Origin of the sequence: Clostridium sp. Cult3 (genome assembly GCF_021655115.1) — a bacterium.
GTDB lineage: Bacteria > Bacillota > Clostridia > Tissierellales > Tepidimicrobiaceae > PPXY01.
Genome location: NZ_PPXY01000022.1, coordinates 34,496 through 53,694, shown reverse-complemented (window position 1 = coordinate 53,694; position 19,199 = coordinate 34,496). Strand labels below are relative to the sequence as shown.

The window sequence follows — 19,199 nt, the reverse complement described above, 5'->3', positions numbered from 1 at the left end:
TAATATTATTATAGATTTTGATATAATATTATATATAGAAATTTGAAAGGAAGGACTAAAGTGGATAAAAAACTATTTTCATGGATTATTCTATTCTTCATATTCCTGTTGGCCTTTATTGTATTCATATTGGTAAGTGAGTATAAGAATATGGATAGATTAGAAATAGAGTACCCAGATATACCAAAGGAGGCTTATGACTATAGAAAGTCCAATTTAAAGGTATGGGCTATAAATCTATTACTTAAGTTTTTGGTGCCCCTATTATTCCTAATTACTGGATTATCAAATAAAATTGGAACTTTTGCTGGTGGAAAGGGAAGGGGTTTGTTTATATCAGGAGTAATATATGTAGTGATCTTTTCAATAATCGACTTACTCGTTTCATTACCTACTAGCTTTTATAGTAGTTTTGTTTTAAAACATAGATATGGTCTATCAAATCAAAGTATATATAGATGGCTAGAAGTAGTGTTAAAAAGCTTTCTGTTAAACACTATAGCATTCTCTTTGATTATATGGTTCCCATACTACTTAATGTATAGAAGTCCTAATAGATGGTGGCTATATTTAGGATTGTTATCCATACCAGTTATTGTTTTTATTACTTTTATATCTCCCATGTATATAGACCCAATATTTAATCAATATACTTCTATAGAAGATGGTGAACTGGGGCAAGAAATAAAACAACTTCTAAAAAAAGCGGGAATAGAAGATGCAGAAATCTATGAGGTAGATAAAAGCAAAGATACAAGGGAGATGAACGCCTATATGACAGGAGTATTTAAATCCAAGAGAATAGTCCTGTGGGACACGACTATATCCAAATTGAGTAAAGAGGAAATATTAAGTGTTACGGCCCATGAAATAGGTCATTATGTAAAAGGGCATATTTGGAAGGGAATAGTTTTAGGAGGGATTGGATCTATATTTATCATGTATCTTGTATATAAAACATCTAATTGGATTCTTATAAATTCCAATGGAAGTTTTGGATTTAATAGATTATATGATATAGCATCTATACCTTTAATATTACTGGTCTTAAACTTCTATATGTTTTTTGCTAATCCAATAGTTAATGTTAGTTCCCGATATATGGAGAAAGAAGCTGATAATATAGAAATAGAGCTAACAAAAAACAAAGAAACAGCTATTTCTACCATATTTAAATTATATGAGGAAAGTTTGAGTATCCCTCGTTCAAGTAATATATTTAAAATATGGTATCATAGCCATCCAACGGCAGAAGAAAGAGTAGAATTTTTTTCTAATTATATGGATTAATACTCTATTAGATAATCTTTAAGGCTAGTTTTAGGATTTTGTCTCTGGATTCTTTTTAAAGCTTTGCTTTCAATTTGTCTTATCCTTTCCCGAGTAAGATTATACTTATTACCTATAGCCTCCAAGGTAAGGGGGGCTTTTCCATTCAGTCCAAATCTAAGTTCCAATACATCTCTTTCCTTGGGGGACAGGGTATCTAGCATTTTACTTAATTGTTTTTTTAGGTTTTTAGAGATAATGGCATTTTCTATAGGAAGGTCTTGGCATGGAATATAGTCTTGAAGTTCAACATAGCTTTCATCAGAATCAGGGTTGATAATAGAATTAAGAGAAGTCAAATTATAATAATTTTTTTTGTAGTAATTGATTTGATAGTATTCTTCCTCATCAATATTCATTTCATCACAAAGAGCTTTTATATCTACTTCATGATTATTAGCAATATAGTCGTTTTCTGCCACGGATACGGTACTTATCTTCTCGTACATATAGGCAGGAAGCCTTATTATGTAGCCATTATTCATAATAGCTCTATCCATTTGTTGAATAATCCAATAATAAACATAGGTAGAAAAGCTGGTGTCTCTGGTGATATCAAACTTTTCTATTCCTTTAATCATGCCTATGACTCCTTCTTGTACTAGATCGTCAAAGGTAAAGCAAGTAGAGGTATTTAACCTTTTTCTTGCTGCAACATATACTAGACCTATGTTATTTAGGATGATTTCGTTTCTAGTAGCTATATCCTTATTTTTTTTATAAAGAATAAGGAGCTGTTCATTGGAAAGCTGTTCTTGGTTATTGAATTCCAATTGTTTTGCTTTCATATCCATCACCTAATATATTATATTCTACATAGATTCATAAAATCCTTTATAAACCATATAAAATATATAATTTTATTTTGCATATTTTTCTATATAATAAATTAAAGTGATGGATATCCATCACTTTAATTATGTCTGCTGCTTAAATGGGAGAGTAGGTCTTCAGTTAATTTATTGATGTCCTCCATTTTATGATGGAGTTGGGTAAATTTTTCCGATAGCTTCTCATCTTTTGCTTTTCCTAAATCACTGGAGGTAAGAAGCATATTTATGCTATTTAAGTATTGGGTACTGTTCCAGTTGTTTTCATCAATCCTTTTAGTCTGGGCTAAAATTTCACCAATGGTTCTTGGATTTTCCATAGAGCTCATCCTCTCCTATTTATTAGATTGTTTCCTATTTAGTATGAGCTATTTATAATGAAATTATTAAGTAGATCTAATATTTTATGTAAAATACCTCTTAATTGACAAATAACAGAAAATATTATAATCTGATACATAGTCAATAAATATTTAGCTTAATTATAGATAAACTATTTTAGGAGGTAAATATGAGAATCATAGAAGATTTGAGTAATGCTATTGTTCTATCTGACTTCGATGGAACAATAACTACTTTTGATACAAATGTTAGGTTATTTGATAAATATGGAGAAGAGAAATATATAAATAAGCTTAGAGAACGATATTTTAAGGGAGAAATCGACTTAAAAACTCTATCCACATTGGAATTTAGAAGCATAGATATGACTGAAGAAGCCTATGTAGAGTATATACTTACAGATATTCAACTACAGGAAGGATTTAAGATATTTTACAATAATTTAAAAAAACACCATATTCCTTTTGTAATAGTAAGTGGAGGATTTATAAATGGAATAGAACCTTTTATGGCAAAACATGGATTCAAGGATATCCCTATATATGGTAATAGATTGATTTTTGATGGTGGAGATATTGAAGTGGAATTTTATGACGAAAAATATTTAAACCATCTTATCCATAGGGAGGATTATATAGACTGTAAGGTAGAAATATTAAATAAATATAGGAAAAAATATAAAAAGATAATATTCCTTGGTGATGGTTTTACGGATAAGTATGTAGCAAAGGAGGCGGACATATTATTTGCTAAGGATTATTTAGAAGAATATTGTGCTGAAAAGGATATAGACTATATCGGATGGGAAGATTTTTATGATATTAATGAATACTTGTTCCAGCATAGAGAAGAGGCTCAATAGATAGGATAAAGAGACAGCAAAATAAAGCTGTCTCTTTATTTTGCAAAAATATGTTATTGAAATCTATAATTATCTGTTATATAATATATATAACAGATAGAAAGGAAGAATACTATGTTTATTAAGATAGATTTTGAATCGGAAATGCCAATATATGAGCAGTTGAGACGACAAATAATAAAAGGAATTGCTAGAGGTGATTTAGCAAAGGGGGAACAATTGCCTTCGGTAAGACAATTAGCAGAAGATATAGGGATAAATCTTCATACGGTAAATAAGACATATAATATATTGAAAGAAGAAGGATTTTTAGTAATAGATAGAAGAAAGGGGGCAATGGTAAAGGATACAATGCCTTTAGCAGAAGAAGAGTACACCGGTTATCTCCATTCTGAAATGGAATATATTATTGCGAATTCATACTGTAGGGGGATAACAAAGGAGGAGTTTTTAAAGCTTTGTAAAGCTATCTATGATGGATTGGACAATAAATAGAGGAGGGGAAATATGGCAGAAAAAATGTATCTAATGATAATATATACTTCTACACTTCTAGTATTGCTTATTCTTCAAATATTAACGCCTAGATTAATCCGAAAAAACATATTATTTGGAGTTACTATACCAGAGAGTAAACTAGATGATGATGGTGTAGAGCTTATGAAGCAAAATTTTAAAAGAGATAATTTAATCATAGGAGTACCAATGCTAATAATAGTTTCCTATTTGCTCTATATTTTCATAAATTCTAAACTACAAGTGATATTAATGTTTTCGTATATAGGAGTATTGTTTATCATCTACTTAAAATATAATTCTAAGGCTAAAAATTTAAAGAAAGCAAAGGGCTGGGATAAACTCGGTAGGAAAATAGTAGTGGTAGATATGAAATACAGCAGGGATAAATCTAAGATAGGGAATATATCCCCTCTTTGGTTTTTAATCCCCTTAATCATTACCCTATTCAATTTCATATTAGCTTTTATTGTATATCCTTCTTTACCAAGCAAGCTCCCTACTCATTGGAATTTTCAAGGGGAAATTACCACCTATAGTAATAAATCCTATGGTGTAGTACTTTTGCTACCAATAGTTCAACTGGGAATGGTAGGTATGTTCTATCTTATCTACTGGATGATAAAGAAGACAAAACAACAGATAGACCCAAATAATCCAGAAGAATCTTTAAAGAAAAGTATTATATTTAAAAAAGCTTGGTCTATATATCTTTTAATTCTTCTAATGTTGATTACAATAGAATTTAGCGTATTGAGTTTACTTACCTATGGAATAATATTTGAAACCACTAGAGCGGTAGATGTTTTAAACTGGATTATACTAATATTTTCAATTGCAGGTGGATTTGTATTGAGTATTAAATTAGGCCAAGGAGGAGAAAAATTAAAACTAAAAGAAGAAGATAAGGAAGAAATAATCTATAGAAAAGATGACGATGAAATGTGGAAGCTTGGCAATACCATATATTATAATCCAGAGGATTCATCTGTATTTGTAGAAAAGCGCTTTGGAATAGGCTGGACAGTCAATGCTGGAAGGCCATTGGGACTGTTTCTCTTAATACTTCCCATTATCATGATAATTTTGACCTTTATATTTATTAGGTAGTAAAAAGAAGGAGGGGTAGCATGTTTTTGTTTTGTATACTCATGTTGTTAGTAGGTGGATATTTTATCACAATGGGAATATACTATTTAACTGCCAAAACCCCAAGGATTGCTAATCTATATGCAAATACTAGGAGATTGACAGAAGCAGATATAATAGACAAAGAAGCTTATAATAATATTTGTGGGAAGATATTTATCCTATGGGGAGTTTTGAACTCCTTAATAGGAATAGTTTCTAATTTTATGGGAGATTATTTTATTTTTGTGATTATATTAATACCCATTACCAATATAATTATGATGGGTATGTATAATATAAAAGCTACTAGATATATAAGGAGGGAAAGGGATTGCTAAAATTGCAAAATTTATCTAAAACCTATAGCAAAGGAACAGTTAAAGCAGTTGATAATGTAAACTTAGATATTGAACCTGGTGAGATATTTGGATTCTTGGGACCAAATGGAGCAGGAAAGACAACTACAATAAAGATGATAGTTGGATTATTAAAACCTGATAGTGGGAAGGTGTTTATCAATGAAATAGATGTTTGGGAAAACCCTATTGAAGCTAAAAGTCAGATATCCTATGTTCCAGATAGTCCAGAGATATATGATAAGCTAAAGGGAATAGAATATCTCAATTTTATAGCAGATATGTATGAAATACCTAAGGATATAAGGCAAGAAAGAATGGAAAAATACTTAGAAATCTTTAATCTTAAAAATGCAGTAGGGGATATAATAGGGAGTTATTCTCACGGTATGAAGCAAAAATTAGTTCTTATCTCTGCATTGCTTCATGAGCCTAATCTATTTATACTAGATGAACCTATGGTAGGATTAGATCCTAAATCCTCCTTTCAGCTAAAGGAAATTATGAGAGAAAGATGTGATGAAGGGAAGACTGTATTCTTCTCTACCCATGTATTAGAAGTAGCGGAAAAATTATGCGATAGAATAGCCATCATAAATAAAGGAAGAATAATAGCTTTAGGCACTATGGATGAATTACGTAGTCATGCAGAAGAAAGGGAATCTTTAGAAAAAATATTCTTGGAGCTGACAGAATGATGAAAAAAATAATTTCTTTGATTAAAACAGATTTAAATATTACCTATGGACTTTCGGCTTTACAATACAAGTTTAATAATAAAAGGGATAGATTACAGACCATCCTGATAGCTATTGCTCTACTATCCCTTATACCTACTTATATTATGATAGTATCTGGACTTGTTAAGATATATGAAGCTTATATAGGTATAGGTCAAAAAACCATGTTTCTTTTAAATGGCTTCATATATGCTCAATTGATAGTATTATTATTTGGATTTTTATATGTCATGTCGAAATATTATTTTTCCAATGATTTAAATGTATTGGTTCCTCTACCTTTAAGGCCAAAGGATATTGTTGGAGCTAAGTTTGTTACATTGATGGTAAACGAATATTTGACATCTTTACCCATCATATTGCCTTTTATAATAATATATGGAACAAGGGGAAAAGAAGGCCTACTCTACTGGATATATTCATTTATACTGATAATATTTCTTCCGATAATACCTTTAGCATTGGCTTCTATAATAGTAATGCTATTTATGAAATACACCAATATAAAGGGAAGAAAGGATTTATTAAGAGTGGTAGGATATATTATCCTGTTAATAGCTCTGCTAGGCTTTCAGTTCAAAATTCAATCAATTGCTCAACAATCCGTACTTAAAGGAGAAGACTTCTTTTTAGAAATGGCCCAGAATTCCAATATATTAGTGAGAAAACTAGGATTAGTATTTCCTCCTAGCATGTGGGCAGCTCTATCCTTGGGTAATTATTCTAGTATCGGGGGAGTATTTAATTTATTACTATTTGTAGGAACTTCTGTAATAGTATTTTGGATTATGATTCAATTAAGCGAAAAATTATTCTTTGAAGGATTGATTGGCGGATTAGAAGTAGCTACCGCTGGCAAACATAAAGAAGTTAAAACCGAGGATTTGAGCAAAAGCTCTCCACCATTTTTATCCATAGGATTAAAGGAAATAAAAATTCTTCTAAGAACTCCTGTATATTTACTAAATTCCGTACTAGGGGTATTAATACTTCCTTTGGTAATGGTCATATCCACTACTATGAATGGCAAGGAGGTTTTAGGTGCATTAAGTATGTTAACAGAAGGCAATTCACATATAGTTAGTCTAGTAGGAATTGGAATCATCACCATGTTTGGAGTGATGAACTGTGTAGGATGTACTACTTTCTCTAGGGAAGGGAAAAGCTTTTGGATTCAAAGGGTAATGCCCATAAAGGCAAGGGATCAGATTTTTGGAAGGATACTATCCTCCTTATTTGTTCAAATCATAGGAATTATATCTTTACTAGCCAGTCTAGCATTTATAATCAATATTGATTTTGAAAATATATTTTGGATTACCACTTTAGGCTTACTTGGCAGTGTAGCTATGACGGAATTAGGGATGGTTATAGACATATTTAGACCATTATTAGATTGGGATAATCCTCAAAAGGCTATGAAACAAAATCTAAATGTATTGATTGCCATGGGAATAGGCGCTCTTTACCTGGGGGGAGTGGGATTTTTAGTATATAGATTATTAATAGTAGAAACGAATATATTAATTATATATGGTATCATAGGACTTGTATTTACAGTCTCTTCCTATGGATTATACATTACTTTAAAGAATTTGATTAGAAGACAATTTGAGAAATTAGAATGATTACAATCATGTTACAAATAACTATCTTTTTTGGTGCCTGGCACCAAAAAAGATAGTTATTCTTAATAATTTTCCTTTGCTTTTTCTATAGCTCTATGAGCTTCCTCTACATCTGCCCATCCTCTAACATGTACTTCTTTTCCCTCTAGCTGTTTATATTCGGAAAAGAAATGTTCAAATTCTTTTTTCATATGGGAACCCATATCTTCAATGGTTTTTATCTCTTCATACCTGGGATCCCCTAAAGGAACGGCTATTATCTTTTCATCTTTCCCCTTTTCATCCTCCATTAAGAACATGCCTATAACCCTACACCTTATCATACATCCTGGAAAAGTAGGATTGGCCATTAGCACCATTATGTCTATAGGATCCCCATCTTCCGCTAAAGTATTGGGGATAAATCCATAATCAGCAGGATAGAACATGGGGGAAAACAATGCTCTATCTAGAACAAACACCTTTCTTTCTTCATCGTATTCGTATTTGTTGCTACTCCCTTTAGGTATTTCTATGAAAGCATCTACTAAGATATCCATAAAGTTCTCCTCCTTCGTGATATATTATACCCTTTTTGTTTGCCATTTACCTTTGTTATAGTGGATTAAAACAATAATCACCTCTGCTATCTCTGCAGCAAAAAAACTAAGCCATACCCATATAACTGGAAGTTTCAGTAATTTGGTGGTTATGACAAGCATAGGCACTTGAACAGCCCATCGGGAAATGAAACTTGATAATAAAAAAGGGGTGTTGTGACCTGAACCAGTAAATACTGAACCAAGTCCCATAGCTAAACCTGCTAAAATAAGTGAAGGCATTAGTAGCCTTATCATAGGTATACCTATTTCTATAACATTAGAATCCTTTATAAAAATACCCATAATTTGAGCAGGGAATAGTATAGAAACGAAGGCTAGTACCCCCATCATAACCATATTGATTACAGAAGCAAATCTAGCTGTATCCCTTGCCCTTTCAATATTTTCAGCCCCTAGGGCTTGACCTACTATAGTACTAGCACCCATGACTATTCCTACAATTGGCATAAAGGCGAAACTAAACAATCTAGTACCAATGCCTACAGCAGCTACCGTATCAGTTCCATAGTTAGATACAAATTTCAATATAATTACTCCTGATAGGTTTCTCATAAGCACTTCTAGGCCCGTAGGCAATCCTATGGTCAATAGTTTTTTATCAATTTCCCAATTTAGTTGAAATAATCCTCTAAAATCAATCTTCAATTTTTCATTGCCTTTAAGCAATATGTAAAAACCCATGATAAAAGCTATTACCGTGGAAATAACGGTAGCTAATGCTGCTCCAAATACTCCCAAATTGAGCCCAGGAATAGAGGTCCCAGGAATTTTTTCAAACATGAATATAGGGTCTAAAATAATATTGGCTATAGAAGATACTATCATTATCTTCATAGGAGTTTTAGCATCACCCAAACATCTTAACGCAGTATTTACCGAATAAGAAGAAAACATAATAGGCAAGAAAAACATTCTAATATATCCATAGTCCAGTGCAGCTTTAAGTACTTCCTTATCCGTAGTAAAAAAAGATAGTAAGGGCTCTAAGATAATAGAAAAGATTAAAGCAGCTATGATAGCTACCAGTGCTTTGAAAGTCAAAGTCTGCTCTACAACCTTTTTAGTCCTTTCCACATCATTTTTCCCATAGGATTGAGTAATCAATGAGATGGAGCTTGAACCTATTATTTCGTTAAGGACGCTAACCAACCAAAATACTGTAGAAAAAATGGTGACCCCTGCTACAGCAGAAGCGGAAATTCGACCTATCCATATCATATCTACCATATCGTATACAGCTTGTAGTACAAATCCAAACATAGTAGGAAGAGAGATTTTTAATAGATTCCGTTTCAAATCTCCTGTTAATAGTTCATTCTGTTCTGTATTATTCATATGTATCAACCCCTTTAATTGCCGAATTAGTAGGTAAATTAGTATTTTCAAATTGCATACATATATATTATTATACTTTTTATTTTATATCAATCAGGATAAGGTAAAAAGATTAAAAAGCACAAGTTAAGCAAATATTTCACAAAGTAACATTTGATATTTGCTTTAATAAACATATTTTTCTCAAAAACACCCTAAACACTGTTATAATTAAGATAGGAAATAATATAAGCAGGAGGGATAACATGAAAATATATATTAGCGCTGATATAGAAGGGATTACAGGGGTTACCCATTGGTATGAAACGGAAAAATCAGAAACGGACCATAAAGAATTTGCTCATCAGATGACTTTAGAAGTTAAAGCTGCCTGTGAAGGAGCTATAAATGCAGGGGTAGATGAAATATGGATAAAAGATGCTCATGATAGCGGGAGAAACATAGACCATAATCTACTGCCTAAAAACACTAAACTAATCAGAGGGTGGAGTGGCCATATCTTTTCAATGGTACAGGAACTGGATGAGAGCTTTGATGCGGTACTTTTTATTGGATATCACTCAGCTGGAGGAACTAATACTAGTCCCCTAGCCCATACTATGAATACAGAAGTAGATTATATAAAACTAAATGGGGATATTTTAAGTGAATTTTTGATCCATTCATATATAGCTAGTTATCTACAAGTTCCGGTAGTATTCGTATCTGGGGATTTAGGAATTTGTGATGAGGTAAAAAGGATAAACGAATACATTATGACTATTCCAGTAAAAGAGGGTATAGGAAATTCAACTATAAACATCCACCCACAACTAGCCATAGATCTAATAAAAAACGGTGTAGAAGAAAGCCTAAATAGGAATTTATATCTATGTAATATAGAACTACCGGAAGAATTTGTATTAGAGATAAAATATAAGGACCATGCTACTGCCTATAGAAGATCTTCTTATCCTAATGCAGAACAAGTAGGCCCAAAGTCGATAAAGTTTACCTCTAGAGATTATATGGAAGTACTTAGAGCCATAGAATTTTTAGTATAGCAGGATATCAGGTATAGGCAAATACAAATAACAAGTTTGGAGCTGATTAGATGAAGGATATAGAGATAGCTATAAAATATTTGAAAGAATATAATTTAGCTATAGCTGCAGTAAAGAATGGAGAGCTAATATATAAAAGTAAAGAAAAGGGCATTAAACCTATGTATTTTCTAGCTACTAAAATGAAGGAAATAACAAAGGGAGCTTCTATTGCAGATAAGGTAATAGGCAAAGGGGCAGCTATGCTTTGTAGATATATAGGCGTTAAAGAGGTATATGCCCAATTAATATCTGATAGCGCTATGGATCAACTAAAAAAAGGGAATATAGTATATACCTATGGGGAGGCTTGTCCTCATATAAAAAATAGGAATAAGACAGATATGTGTCCTATAGAGAAGATTGCTACTGATGTAGATGATATGGAGATTTTGATAGAAAGAATAGGGAAGTTTTTTGAAGGTAGGGTTTGAGTTTATTAATATGAGGGTAGTAAGTATTAGACAAGGAAAATGAAAAAACAGGGGGGATACTGTGAACTATTACTATGAAATTATTGAGGGGGAGGGGACCCTACCTTTAAAGACTATAATACATAGCGTTGATGAATTTCAATTTCATTGGCACAAGGAATTGGAAATATTATTTGTTCTAGAAGGTAGTGTAAATGTTAGGGTAGGAGAAGAAACATATTATTTAAAGGAAAAGGATATCATTTTAATAAACTGTAATGAACTTCATAGTACAAAAAAAACTAAGGATGAAAATATGCTACTTGTAGTGCAAATAAATCCTGAATTTTATGATAACATTTATCCTCAATTTAACAGGATGCAATTTGATTGTAAATCTTTTATCTTTGGGGAAGATGAACAAGAAAGGTTTGATATAATTAGACAATATATTGCAAAGATAGTATGGGAACTAAACAAAAAAGACCGGGGATATCAGTTTCTAATAGGAAGTTATTTACACTTGCTTGGATTACATCTTGTGAATAACTTCGACTATACTATAATAAGCGATATTGGTGAAAAACTAATGGATGAAGATCTACTTAGACTTCAACGTATAGTTGATTATATAGATCAAAATATAGATAGAAAAATTACCTTAAAAGAAATTGCAGAAAAAGAACATGTTAATTATTACTACCTATCCCACTTTATAAAGAACAAGATGGGCATGTCTTTTCAAGAATATATAAATAGCATAAGACTATTTAATGCAGTAGATATGTTAGTAAATAGCAATAAAGCGATAATAGATATATCCAATACCAGTGGATTTTCTAACGTAAATTCTTTTAATAGGATTTTTAGAGATACATATAATTGCTCTCCAACGGAGTATAGGGAACGATATAAAACCATGTCCCAATGTGAAAAGGTTATTACAAAGAATAACAGACTTAATAGTAGTAGTACCTATTTAGATGTAGATAGAACAGCAGCATTGGAAAAACTGTTTAATTATTTGGAACCTATAGAAGGAATAATCGATCATCATTATAGTAATAAGGATAGTATAGAATATATTACAGTAGATGGTAGGAAAACAGGTGAATATTTCAAACATCATTGGCAAGAACTTATTACATTTGGCAGGGCAGCAGAAGGCTTAAGAGCCAATTGGCAAGAGCAGTTTAGAGAGTTACAAAGGGATATTGGATTTAAATATATAAGGTTTCACGGTATATTTATGGATGAGATGATGATATATAATATTTCTAATGAAGGCAAAGTTGAATACAATTGGACCTATGTAGATGAATTATTTGACTTTTTTATGGAAATGAATATTAAGCCCTTTGTAGAGCTAAGCTTTATGCCAGAAGAATTAAAAAGAACTAATGAAACTATTTTTTGGTGGAAAGGAAATATATCCCCTCCAAAGGATATAGGCCTATGGGTAGATTTGGTTCAGGAATTTGTTAAACATTGTATAAATAGATACGGAAAAAAGGAAGTAGAAACTTGGTATTTTGAAGTATGGAACGAGCCAGAATTTGAAAACTTTTTTTGGGCAGGTAGCAAAGAGGAATATTTTGAATTTTATTACCAAACAGCTATGGCGATAAAATCCATTTCAAAAAATCTAAGGGTAGGAGGACCAGCCATAACCTATCATACTTTATTGAATAGTAGTTGGATAGAGGATTTTATAAAGTTTATCCAGAAGGAAGGGGTACCTTTGGATTTTCTATCTATACATATTTATCCAGAATATATACCAGAAGAAAGTATGAAGAAAGCCATTGAATTATATAAGGATGGTGTAGATATAGAAGAAATACAAGTTAATATAAGAAGAGCATATCATGGCAAAGACCATGTATTAGATGTTACAAGTACTATCAATGAAAAAATTAAAACCATCCTAAATCAAAAAATAGAAATCCATATTACCGAATGGAATGCCTCAGCACTTTTTGGTAACCTCATACATGATACTTGTTATATATCCACCTATATAGTAAAAAATGCAATACAATCCATAGATAAAATAGATTCCCTAGGTTATTGGGCTTTTACAGATATATTTGAAGAACATAAATTAGGCATATCCCATTTCCATGGAGGCTTTGGATTAATAAACAAAGATGGATTAAAAAAGCCATCTTACTATGCCTATTATCTGTTATCTAAATTAGGAAATGCAATAATAGAACAAGGAGAAGATTATATAATCACCAGAGAAGAAGAGGATATTCAGATTTTAGTATATAATTACGCTTACTTTGACGATTTATTTTTATCTGGGGACACCTCCCATATATCTCATAAGGAAAGATATTTAATTTATGAAAATATAGGTATAAAAGAAATAGCATTTAGTATAGAAGATATTACGGGAGATTATAAAATAACAAAGTATAAACTCAACAGAGAAAATGGCTCAGTATTTGATGAATGGGTAAGGGTTGGGGCCCCAGAAAATATGACAAGAGAGAAGATAGAATATTTAAAAGGAATATCCCAGCCTGAAATGACTGTAGAATATGTAAATTTGCAGGGAGAGTATAATAGTATACATCAAATACCAGCCCATGGAGTGGAAATGGTAGTATTGGAAAAGATAATATAAGAAATATTGATAAAATCAATCACCAAATTGAAATTTCTACAATATATTTTGTATATAAATAAGCCGCAAGCTATAGATATTTTTGGATATCTATAGCTTTTTTGCTATTAATATTTAAATTACTTAATAAAACAATAAATTTCTATAAAGATATCTATAATCTAGCAAAATATAGTGACTATTAAAACAAAAATTAAGTAGAGTAAATTAGTAGGATTTAATAAAATTAAAATATGTATCAAAAAACTCAAAAATGGTTTGAAATTTAGTATAAAAAGAGAATGGAACTTGACAATTAAAAAGGAGGAGATAAAGTGAAGTTTTTTAATACAACTAAATATAGGATAAGTATGCTAGTTGTTATGGTAATGTTGTTGCAGGTGTTGATGCCTGTGGTGGGGGATGTAGTTTGGGCTGAAGAGAGAATAGAGGAACTTGAGGCAGTAGAAGAAACTGTTGATGTTCCAAAGGAAGATGAAGAGGAATTGGAACAAACTCCAACAGATTCAGAAAACTTAGATGAACCAGAAGATGAAGAAGAGGTTAAGGATGAAGAACAAGAGAAAGATACGGCTGAGACAATAGTACCTGAAGAAGGTGGGATTGAAGACTCTAAAATACAAAAAGAAGTAAGTGAAGGAAATGGTATAGAATTTATATTTCTCACTGGGGTAGAAATAACAGATGAAGCTGGTAATCCTTTTGAAGGACCCATTGCAAAAGATTCTAAAATCCGTATCCAGTATAACTATGAAATAGAAGATGAACTTAATGTAGATATAAATCAACAATATACTCTTAAAATACCTGAAGAAATTAAGATAATAGAAGATATGGAAATCCTATTAAAAAATGGAAATGGTGATTTAATAGCCACAGTAAATATCGACATTAATAATAATGTAACAATTCAATTTGATGACAATGTAAATACAAAGGGCTTATATGATAGAAGTGGCTATTTCTGGGTGTATTCAGAATTTGATGCTGAAAATGTAGGAGAAGGTGGAGAAACTGATATTGTATTCGACTTAGGTGGAGGCAGTAGTGAAACTATTACAGTTGAATTTGAAAAAGAGGAAGAAACTGCAAATATTAATTTAGTTAAATCAGGAGAATATGATGAGGAAGAAAATATAATAACTTGGAAAATTCAAGTTAAGCCTGAGACAACACCTAAGGGAAAAACTATAGAAAATGTAGTTATATCTGATAAAATTCAAGAAGGGCAAAACTATATAGAAGACTCAGCTACTATTAGTCCAGAGGTAGAAGGTAGATTTGAATTTAAGGATGGTATATTAACCTATGTGTTTAATGAACCAATTAATGATGGGGAGGGTTATAATATCACCTTTAAAACAAAACCTAATATAGAAGAAATATTAAAAGGTGCTAAAAATAAGGAAACAATCTATTTTAAAAATAAAGCAGAAGCTATATTTAATAAGGATGGAAAATCTGTATCAAATGAAGCTAGTATAGAGTACGTTAAAATAGATTATGTAACAAAAAGTGGAAGGTATATTAAAGGTGATGAAAGTAGAAAAAACGATAGAATAGAATGGACCATAATAGTAAACAAAAATAAATTCAATATAAAAAATGCGGAGATAGTAGATACTATTCCTCAATGGCTAGAACTAGATAAAAGTACCGTAAAATTAGAGCCTAATATAGATGGGGCAAATTACGAATTAACTGGAAATTATAAAGAAGGCCCTACTACCTTAACCTACAAATTAGGAGATATTAACGAAAACTATACATTAACATATGAAACAATAATTAAAGATCCTAATCACTATAAAGGCAACACAGTAAAGACTTATAAAAACAAAGTAGAATTTACTGGAGATAACGGCGTTAAGGGCAGTGCTGAAAAAGGTGTAGATGTAGGTAAAAGTAAAGGTTTAATTTCTAAATCAGGTGCAGGTTATAATCCATCTACACAAGAAATCACATGGAAAATAGTAGTTAATACCAATGAAATTAATATAATAAATGCTGTAGTCACCGACGATATACCATTAGGTCAAGAATATGTAGTAGGTTCATTTAAGGTAGATGGAAATGTACTAACGTCTGGATTTAGCTATGTAAAAGCAGCTGAAGGAGATAAAGATAAAACGGGTACATGGACATATAAATTTGGGGATATTAATGGTACTCACACAATAACCTTCAAAACCAAAGTCACAGATAAGAACATTTGGGCAAATAATAAAACTGAGACTCTCTATAATACAGTAAAATTAACAGGAGATAATATAAATCCTTCGCCAGATAAAGGCTCCCAATCTGTATCAAGCCAAGTCATCAAAAAAACTGGCATAGGTTATGATTATCTAGCTAGAGAAGCATCTTGGAAAATTGTAATTAATCAAAATAAAATGCCTATGAATAATGTTGTAGTTACAGATGTAATAGGAGAATATCAAGAATTTGTAGAGAATTCTGTTGTAGTAACTGGATCTAGTAAAGATAAGGCTGAAGTTAATTTTAATAAAGAAACTAAAACTTTGACTGTTGAATTTACTGGAGAAATAAATAATATACACACTATAGAATTTAAGACCAAGATAGTTGACGAATCAATTTTCCATACTAATGGTGATAAAGAATTAGAAAATACAGCAACAGTTAAAAGTAAAGAAACTCCTGAAAGTGGTGTTTCTGCAACAGCTAAAAATAAAATCAAAAATACTGTCATTAGCAAAAAAGGTAATTATAAAAATGGAGATAATTTCATTGATTGGGAAGTAGTCATAAACCAAAACCAATTACCTATATCTAATGTTATACTTGAAGATACACTTCAAGAGGGATTAGAATTAGATACTTCATCAGTAGAGTTGTTTAAATTAGTGGTTGATAAAGATGGGAAGTATAATGAAGGGGAAGAAGTAACTTTAAACGCTTCTAATATTAAATATAATGGAGAAACTAGAAAATTTGAATTCCATTTCACTGAAAACATAGAAGAAGCATATATATTGAAATTTAGAACAGATATTGCTGATTCCCATAAAGATGCTACTTTCACAAACACCATAAATTTCAAAGGCAGTAGTAGAACTGAAACGGGAACTAGTGAAAATATAAAAGTTAAATTCCAAATTGGTGGAGGCGGCGCAACTGGTTCTAGCAGAGGAAGTATTAAGCTAATTAAAGTAGATGAGAATGATAACTCCATGAAATTAAAAGGTGCTATATTTGAGCTATTAGATACCTTTGGAAATGTTTTAAAAACATCTGAAGCAACAGGAGAGAATGGAGAAGCCTTATTTAAGGGATTAAAATTTGATACAACTTATTATATAAGAGAAAAAGAAGCACCAGAAGGATATGCAATAAGCAAAGAAGTTTATGGATTCCAAGTAAAAGATGAAAATGATAAAAAAGATATAACATATTCGTTTAAGAATACCAAAATAAAAGGAAATATTGAATTTACCAAATATGGTGAAAATCAAGAACTTTTAGAGGGAGCAGAGTTTACCTTATATAATAAGGATGACAATAATTTTGAATATCCAATTAAGACAGTATCAAGTGATAAAGATGGTAAAGTAAGATTTGAAAACATCGCCTTTGGAAGCTATAAAATCAAAGAAACTAAAGCACCAGAAGGATATTTACCATCAGAAGAAATTTTATATGCAACTATAAATGAAGATGGAGCAACCGTTAAGGCCAATCCAGATAGTATTTCTAACACAATGATAAGAGGTAATTTCAAACTTAAAAAAATTCGTAAAAATACTGATACTCTATTATCAGGAGCTAAGATATCAGTATATAAAGAAGATGGAACTTTTATGGCTGAACAAATAACTGGTGATGATGGGTATGCAGAATTTGAAAATTTACCCTATGGTAAGTATTATTTCAAAGAAACTAAAGCACCATCAGGATACTATAGAAATAACGAAAAACATTATTTCAATATAGAGGAAAATGGAGTAATAGTATATGAAACATTAGAAAACATAAAGATACCACCATACGAACCACCAACAGAAGACCCATATGATCCGAAACCAGAATATCCAAAGCCAGAAGATCCAAAACCAGAGGAACCTAAGGACCCAGAAAAACCAGAAGATCCAGAAACAAAGGATCCAATAGATCCAACAGACCCAGAAGATCCAACAACAGAAATAGATGGTGAGGTACCTTCAGGTGGCACAGATGTAGACAAAGAAGATGAAGATGATCCATTAATTGGCTTAGAAGACAATACACCTAAGGGTGGCACTGGAGTAGAAAAAACTGAAACATTACCAAAAACAGGAGAAAATGATAAAATAATATTTTACTTCACTGGTCTAATATTAATAACATTTGGCTTTGTATTTAGAAGGAAAACAGCATAAGTTGGAAGAGCAAGGGAAACCTTGCTCTTTTTTATGTCCCCCGTTCTTAAGTCCTATGTACAAATTTGTCAAATTATTGTATAATATTGATAATTGGGTATAATTTTGTCTGGTGGCTTTCCACCGATAAAGGCAAACTTGGTGAAAACCAAGGACGCAAAACTAAAGGGCCTTCCTTGAAAGTTCAAGATGGCAGCCAGTTACCGAAAGGGGGAGTAGATATGATTAGAAAACGTATCTTAAACTCCACAATAGCCATCTTTTTTATTTTGTTGATATCTAGCACAGCATCTGCTCAAAACGCTATTGTGGACGTAAATAATTTGGACAAGGGTATAGTAAAGATAAACTATAAAAATAATGTTGATAATATGAAGGTGTTGATAACGAAAGGCAATAAAAGGGCACATTATAATCTAGAATCAAACATGAATTATCCCCTACAATTTGGAAATGGAGAATACACTATTTCAATCTTAGAACATGTTCGGGGGAATAAATATAGACAAATAGACAAAGAAACAGTAAAGTTAGAATTGAAGGACGAAAGAGAATTGTTTTTACAACCTATCCAAATGGTCAATTGGAATGAAGATATGGCAGCTATTAAAAAAGCAAAAGAGCTGACTAGAACTGCTAAAGGTGATGAAGAAAAGGTCAAAGCCATATATAATTACATAACAGATAATATAAAATATGACGACGAAAAGGTATATGCAGTGGAATCAGGTTACATACCTTATATAGATGCCACTTTAAAGTCCCAATCTGGAATATGCTATGATTATGCTGTACTAACAGCAGCCATGCTAAGAAGTTTAGACATACCTACAAAGTTAATTATGGGATACAAATCGGATATTAAAAAATATCATGCTTGGAATCAAATATATTTGAATGGTAAATGGGTTAATATAGATACTACATATGATTCTGCCTATGTACAGAAGAAGGTACCCATATCTATGATCAAGGATGCAAAGGAATATAGAATAGAAAAGATATATTAATAAAACCAC

Annotated in this window: 16 protein-coding genes and 1 riboswitch; of the genes, 12 read left to right on the top strand and 4 right to left on the bottom strand. The window is 31.4% G+C overall.

Annotated features, from left to right (window positions below):
* Positions 1 to 60: 60 nt before the first annotated feature.
* A complete protein-coding gene (locus C3E88_RS05420) occupies positions 61 to 1,290 on the top strand; it encodes a M48 family metallopeptidase (protein WP_236909151.1) in 1,230 nt (409 codons plus the stop codon).
* On the opposite strand, the gene C3E88_RS05415 is transcribed toward C3E88_RS05420, so the two are convergent.
* Both C3E88_RS05415 and C3E88_RS05410 read right to left on the bottom strand, forming a co-directional pair.
* Positions 1,287 to 2,117, bottom strand: a complete 831-nt coding sequence (locus tag C3E88_RS05415; protein ID WP_236909150.1) for a sigma-70 family RNA polymerase sigma factor — start codon at positions 2,115 to 2,117, stop codon at positions 1,287 to 1,289. The two genes, C3E88_RS05420 and C3E88_RS05415, sit on opposite strands and share 4 nt — an antisense overlap.
* A 125-nt stretch (positions 2,118 to 2,242) precedes the next feature.
* Positions 2,243 to 2,479: a hypothetical protein gene (locus C3E88_RS05410; protein WP_236909149.1), complete on the bottom strand. Its 237-nt coding sequence runs from the start codon at positions 2,477 to 2,479 to the stop codon at positions 2,243 to 2,245.
* Between the two features lie 191 nt (positions 2,480 to 2,670).
* Here C3E88_RS05410 and C3E88_RS05405 point away from each other — a divergent pair, with 191 nt between their 5' ends.
* The 6 genes from C3E88_RS05405 (at position 2,671) to C3E88_RS05380 (ending at position 7,734) form a co-directional block, all read left to right on the top strand.
* Positions 2,671 to 3,363, top strand: coding sequence for an MtnX-like HAD-IB family phosphatase (locus C3E88_RS05405; protein WP_236909148.1), 693 nt, complete (start codon positions 2,671 to 2,673; stop codon positions 3,361 to 3,363).
* Positions 3,364 to 3,477: 114 nt separating this feature from the next.
* Positions 3,478 to 3,858: a GntR family transcriptional regulator gene (locus C3E88_RS05400; RefSeq protein ID WP_236909147.1), complete on the top strand. Its 381-nt coding sequence runs from the start codon at positions 3,478 to 3,480 to the stop codon at positions 3,856 to 3,858.
* Positions 3,859 to 3,870: 12 nt separating this feature from the next.
* On the top strand, positions 3,871 to 4,989 hold the full coding sequence (locus C3E88_RS05395) for a DUF1648 domain-containing protein (protein ID WP_236909146.1): 1,119 nt from the start codon (positions 3,871 to 3,873) through the stop codon (positions 4,987 to 4,989).
* Positions 4,990 to 5,009: 20 nt separating this feature from the next.
* Entirely contained in the window at positions 5,010 to 5,348 is a 339-nt protein-coding gene (locus C3E88_RS05390) for a hypothetical protein (protein ID WP_236909145.1), read from the top strand.
* Positions 5,342 to 6,064: an ABC transporter ATP-binding protein gene (locus tag C3E88_RS05385; protein ID WP_132025470.1), complete on the top strand. Its 723-nt coding sequence runs from the start codon at positions 5,342 to 5,344 to the stop codon at positions 6,062 to 6,064. The genes C3E88_RS05390 and C3E88_RS05385 overlap by 7 nt, the downstream gene beginning before the upstream one ends.
* Positions 6,061 to 7,734, top strand: a complete 1,674-nt coding sequence (locus tag C3E88_RS05380) for a putative ABC transporter permease subunit (RefSeq protein WP_236909144.1) — start codon at positions 6,061 to 6,063, stop codon at positions 7,732 to 7,734. The genes C3E88_RS05385 and C3E88_RS05380 overlap by 4 nt, the downstream gene beginning before the upstream one ends.
* A 62-nt stretch (positions 7,735 to 7,796) precedes the next feature.
* Here the strand turns inward: C3E88_RS05380 and C3E88_RS05375 are convergent, their stop codons facing one another.
* The gene (locus C3E88_RS05375; protein ID WP_236909143.1) at positions 7,797 to 8,273 is read right to left on the bottom strand and encodes an inorganic diphosphatase; all 477 of its coding nucleotides are present in this window, start codon (positions 8,271 to 8,273) and stop codon (positions 7,797 to 7,799) included.
* Between the two features lie 24 nt (positions 8,274 to 8,297).
* Positions 8,298 to 9,671 carry an MATE family efflux transporter gene (locus C3E88_RS05370; RefSeq protein ID WP_236909142.1) on the bottom strand — a complete coding sequence of 458 codons (1,374 nt, stop codon included), beginning with the start codon at positions 9,669 to 9,671 and terminating at the stop codon, positions 8,298 to 8,300.
* Between the two features lie 245 nt (positions 9,672 to 9,916).
* On the opposite strand from C3E88_RS05370, the gene C3E88_RS05365 reads away from it, so the two are divergent.
* From C3E88_RS05365 to C3E88_RS05345, 5 genes are all read left to right on the top strand, one after another.
* Complete coding sequence (locus C3E88_RS05365; RefSeq protein ID WP_236909141.1) at positions 9,917 to 10,714, top strand: M55 family metallopeptidase; 798 nt, start codon at positions 9,917 to 9,919, stop codon at positions 10,712 to 10,714.
* Positions 10,715 to 10,764: 50 nt separating this feature from the next.
* Positions 10,765 to 11,187: a DUF1893 domain-containing protein gene (locus C3E88_RS05360; RefSeq protein ID WP_236909140.1), complete on the top strand. Its 423-nt coding sequence runs from the start codon at positions 10,765 to 10,767 to the stop codon at positions 11,185 to 11,187.
* A 61-nt stretch (positions 11,188 to 11,248) separates the two neighbouring features.
* Positions 11,249 to 13,801 (top strand): GH39 family glycosyl hydrolase, encoded by a 2,553-nt coding sequence (locus C3E88_RS05355; protein WP_236909139.1) that lies wholly within the window; start codon positions 11,249 to 11,251, stop codon positions 13,799 to 13,801.
* Positions 13,802 to 14,115: 314 nt separating this feature from the next.
* Positions 14,116 to 18,180: a SpaA isopeptide-forming pilin-related protein gene (locus tag C3E88_RS05350; RefSeq protein WP_236909138.1), complete on the top strand. Its 4,065-nt coding sequence runs from the start codon at positions 14,116 to 14,118 to the stop codon at positions 18,178 to 18,180.
* 121 nt (positions 18,181 to 18,301) lie between these two features.
* A riboswitch (cyclic di-GMP riboswitch) is annotated at positions 18,302 to 18,388 on the top strand.
* A gap of 13 nt (positions 18,389 to 18,401) precedes the next feature.
* Positions 18,402 to 19,190 carry a transglutaminase-like domain-containing protein gene (locus C3E88_RS05345; protein WP_236909137.1) on the top strand — a complete coding sequence of 263 codons (789 nt, stop codon included), beginning with the start codon at positions 18,402 to 18,404 and terminating at the stop codon, positions 19,188 to 19,190.
* Positions 19,191 to 19,199 lie beyond the last annotated feature (9 nt).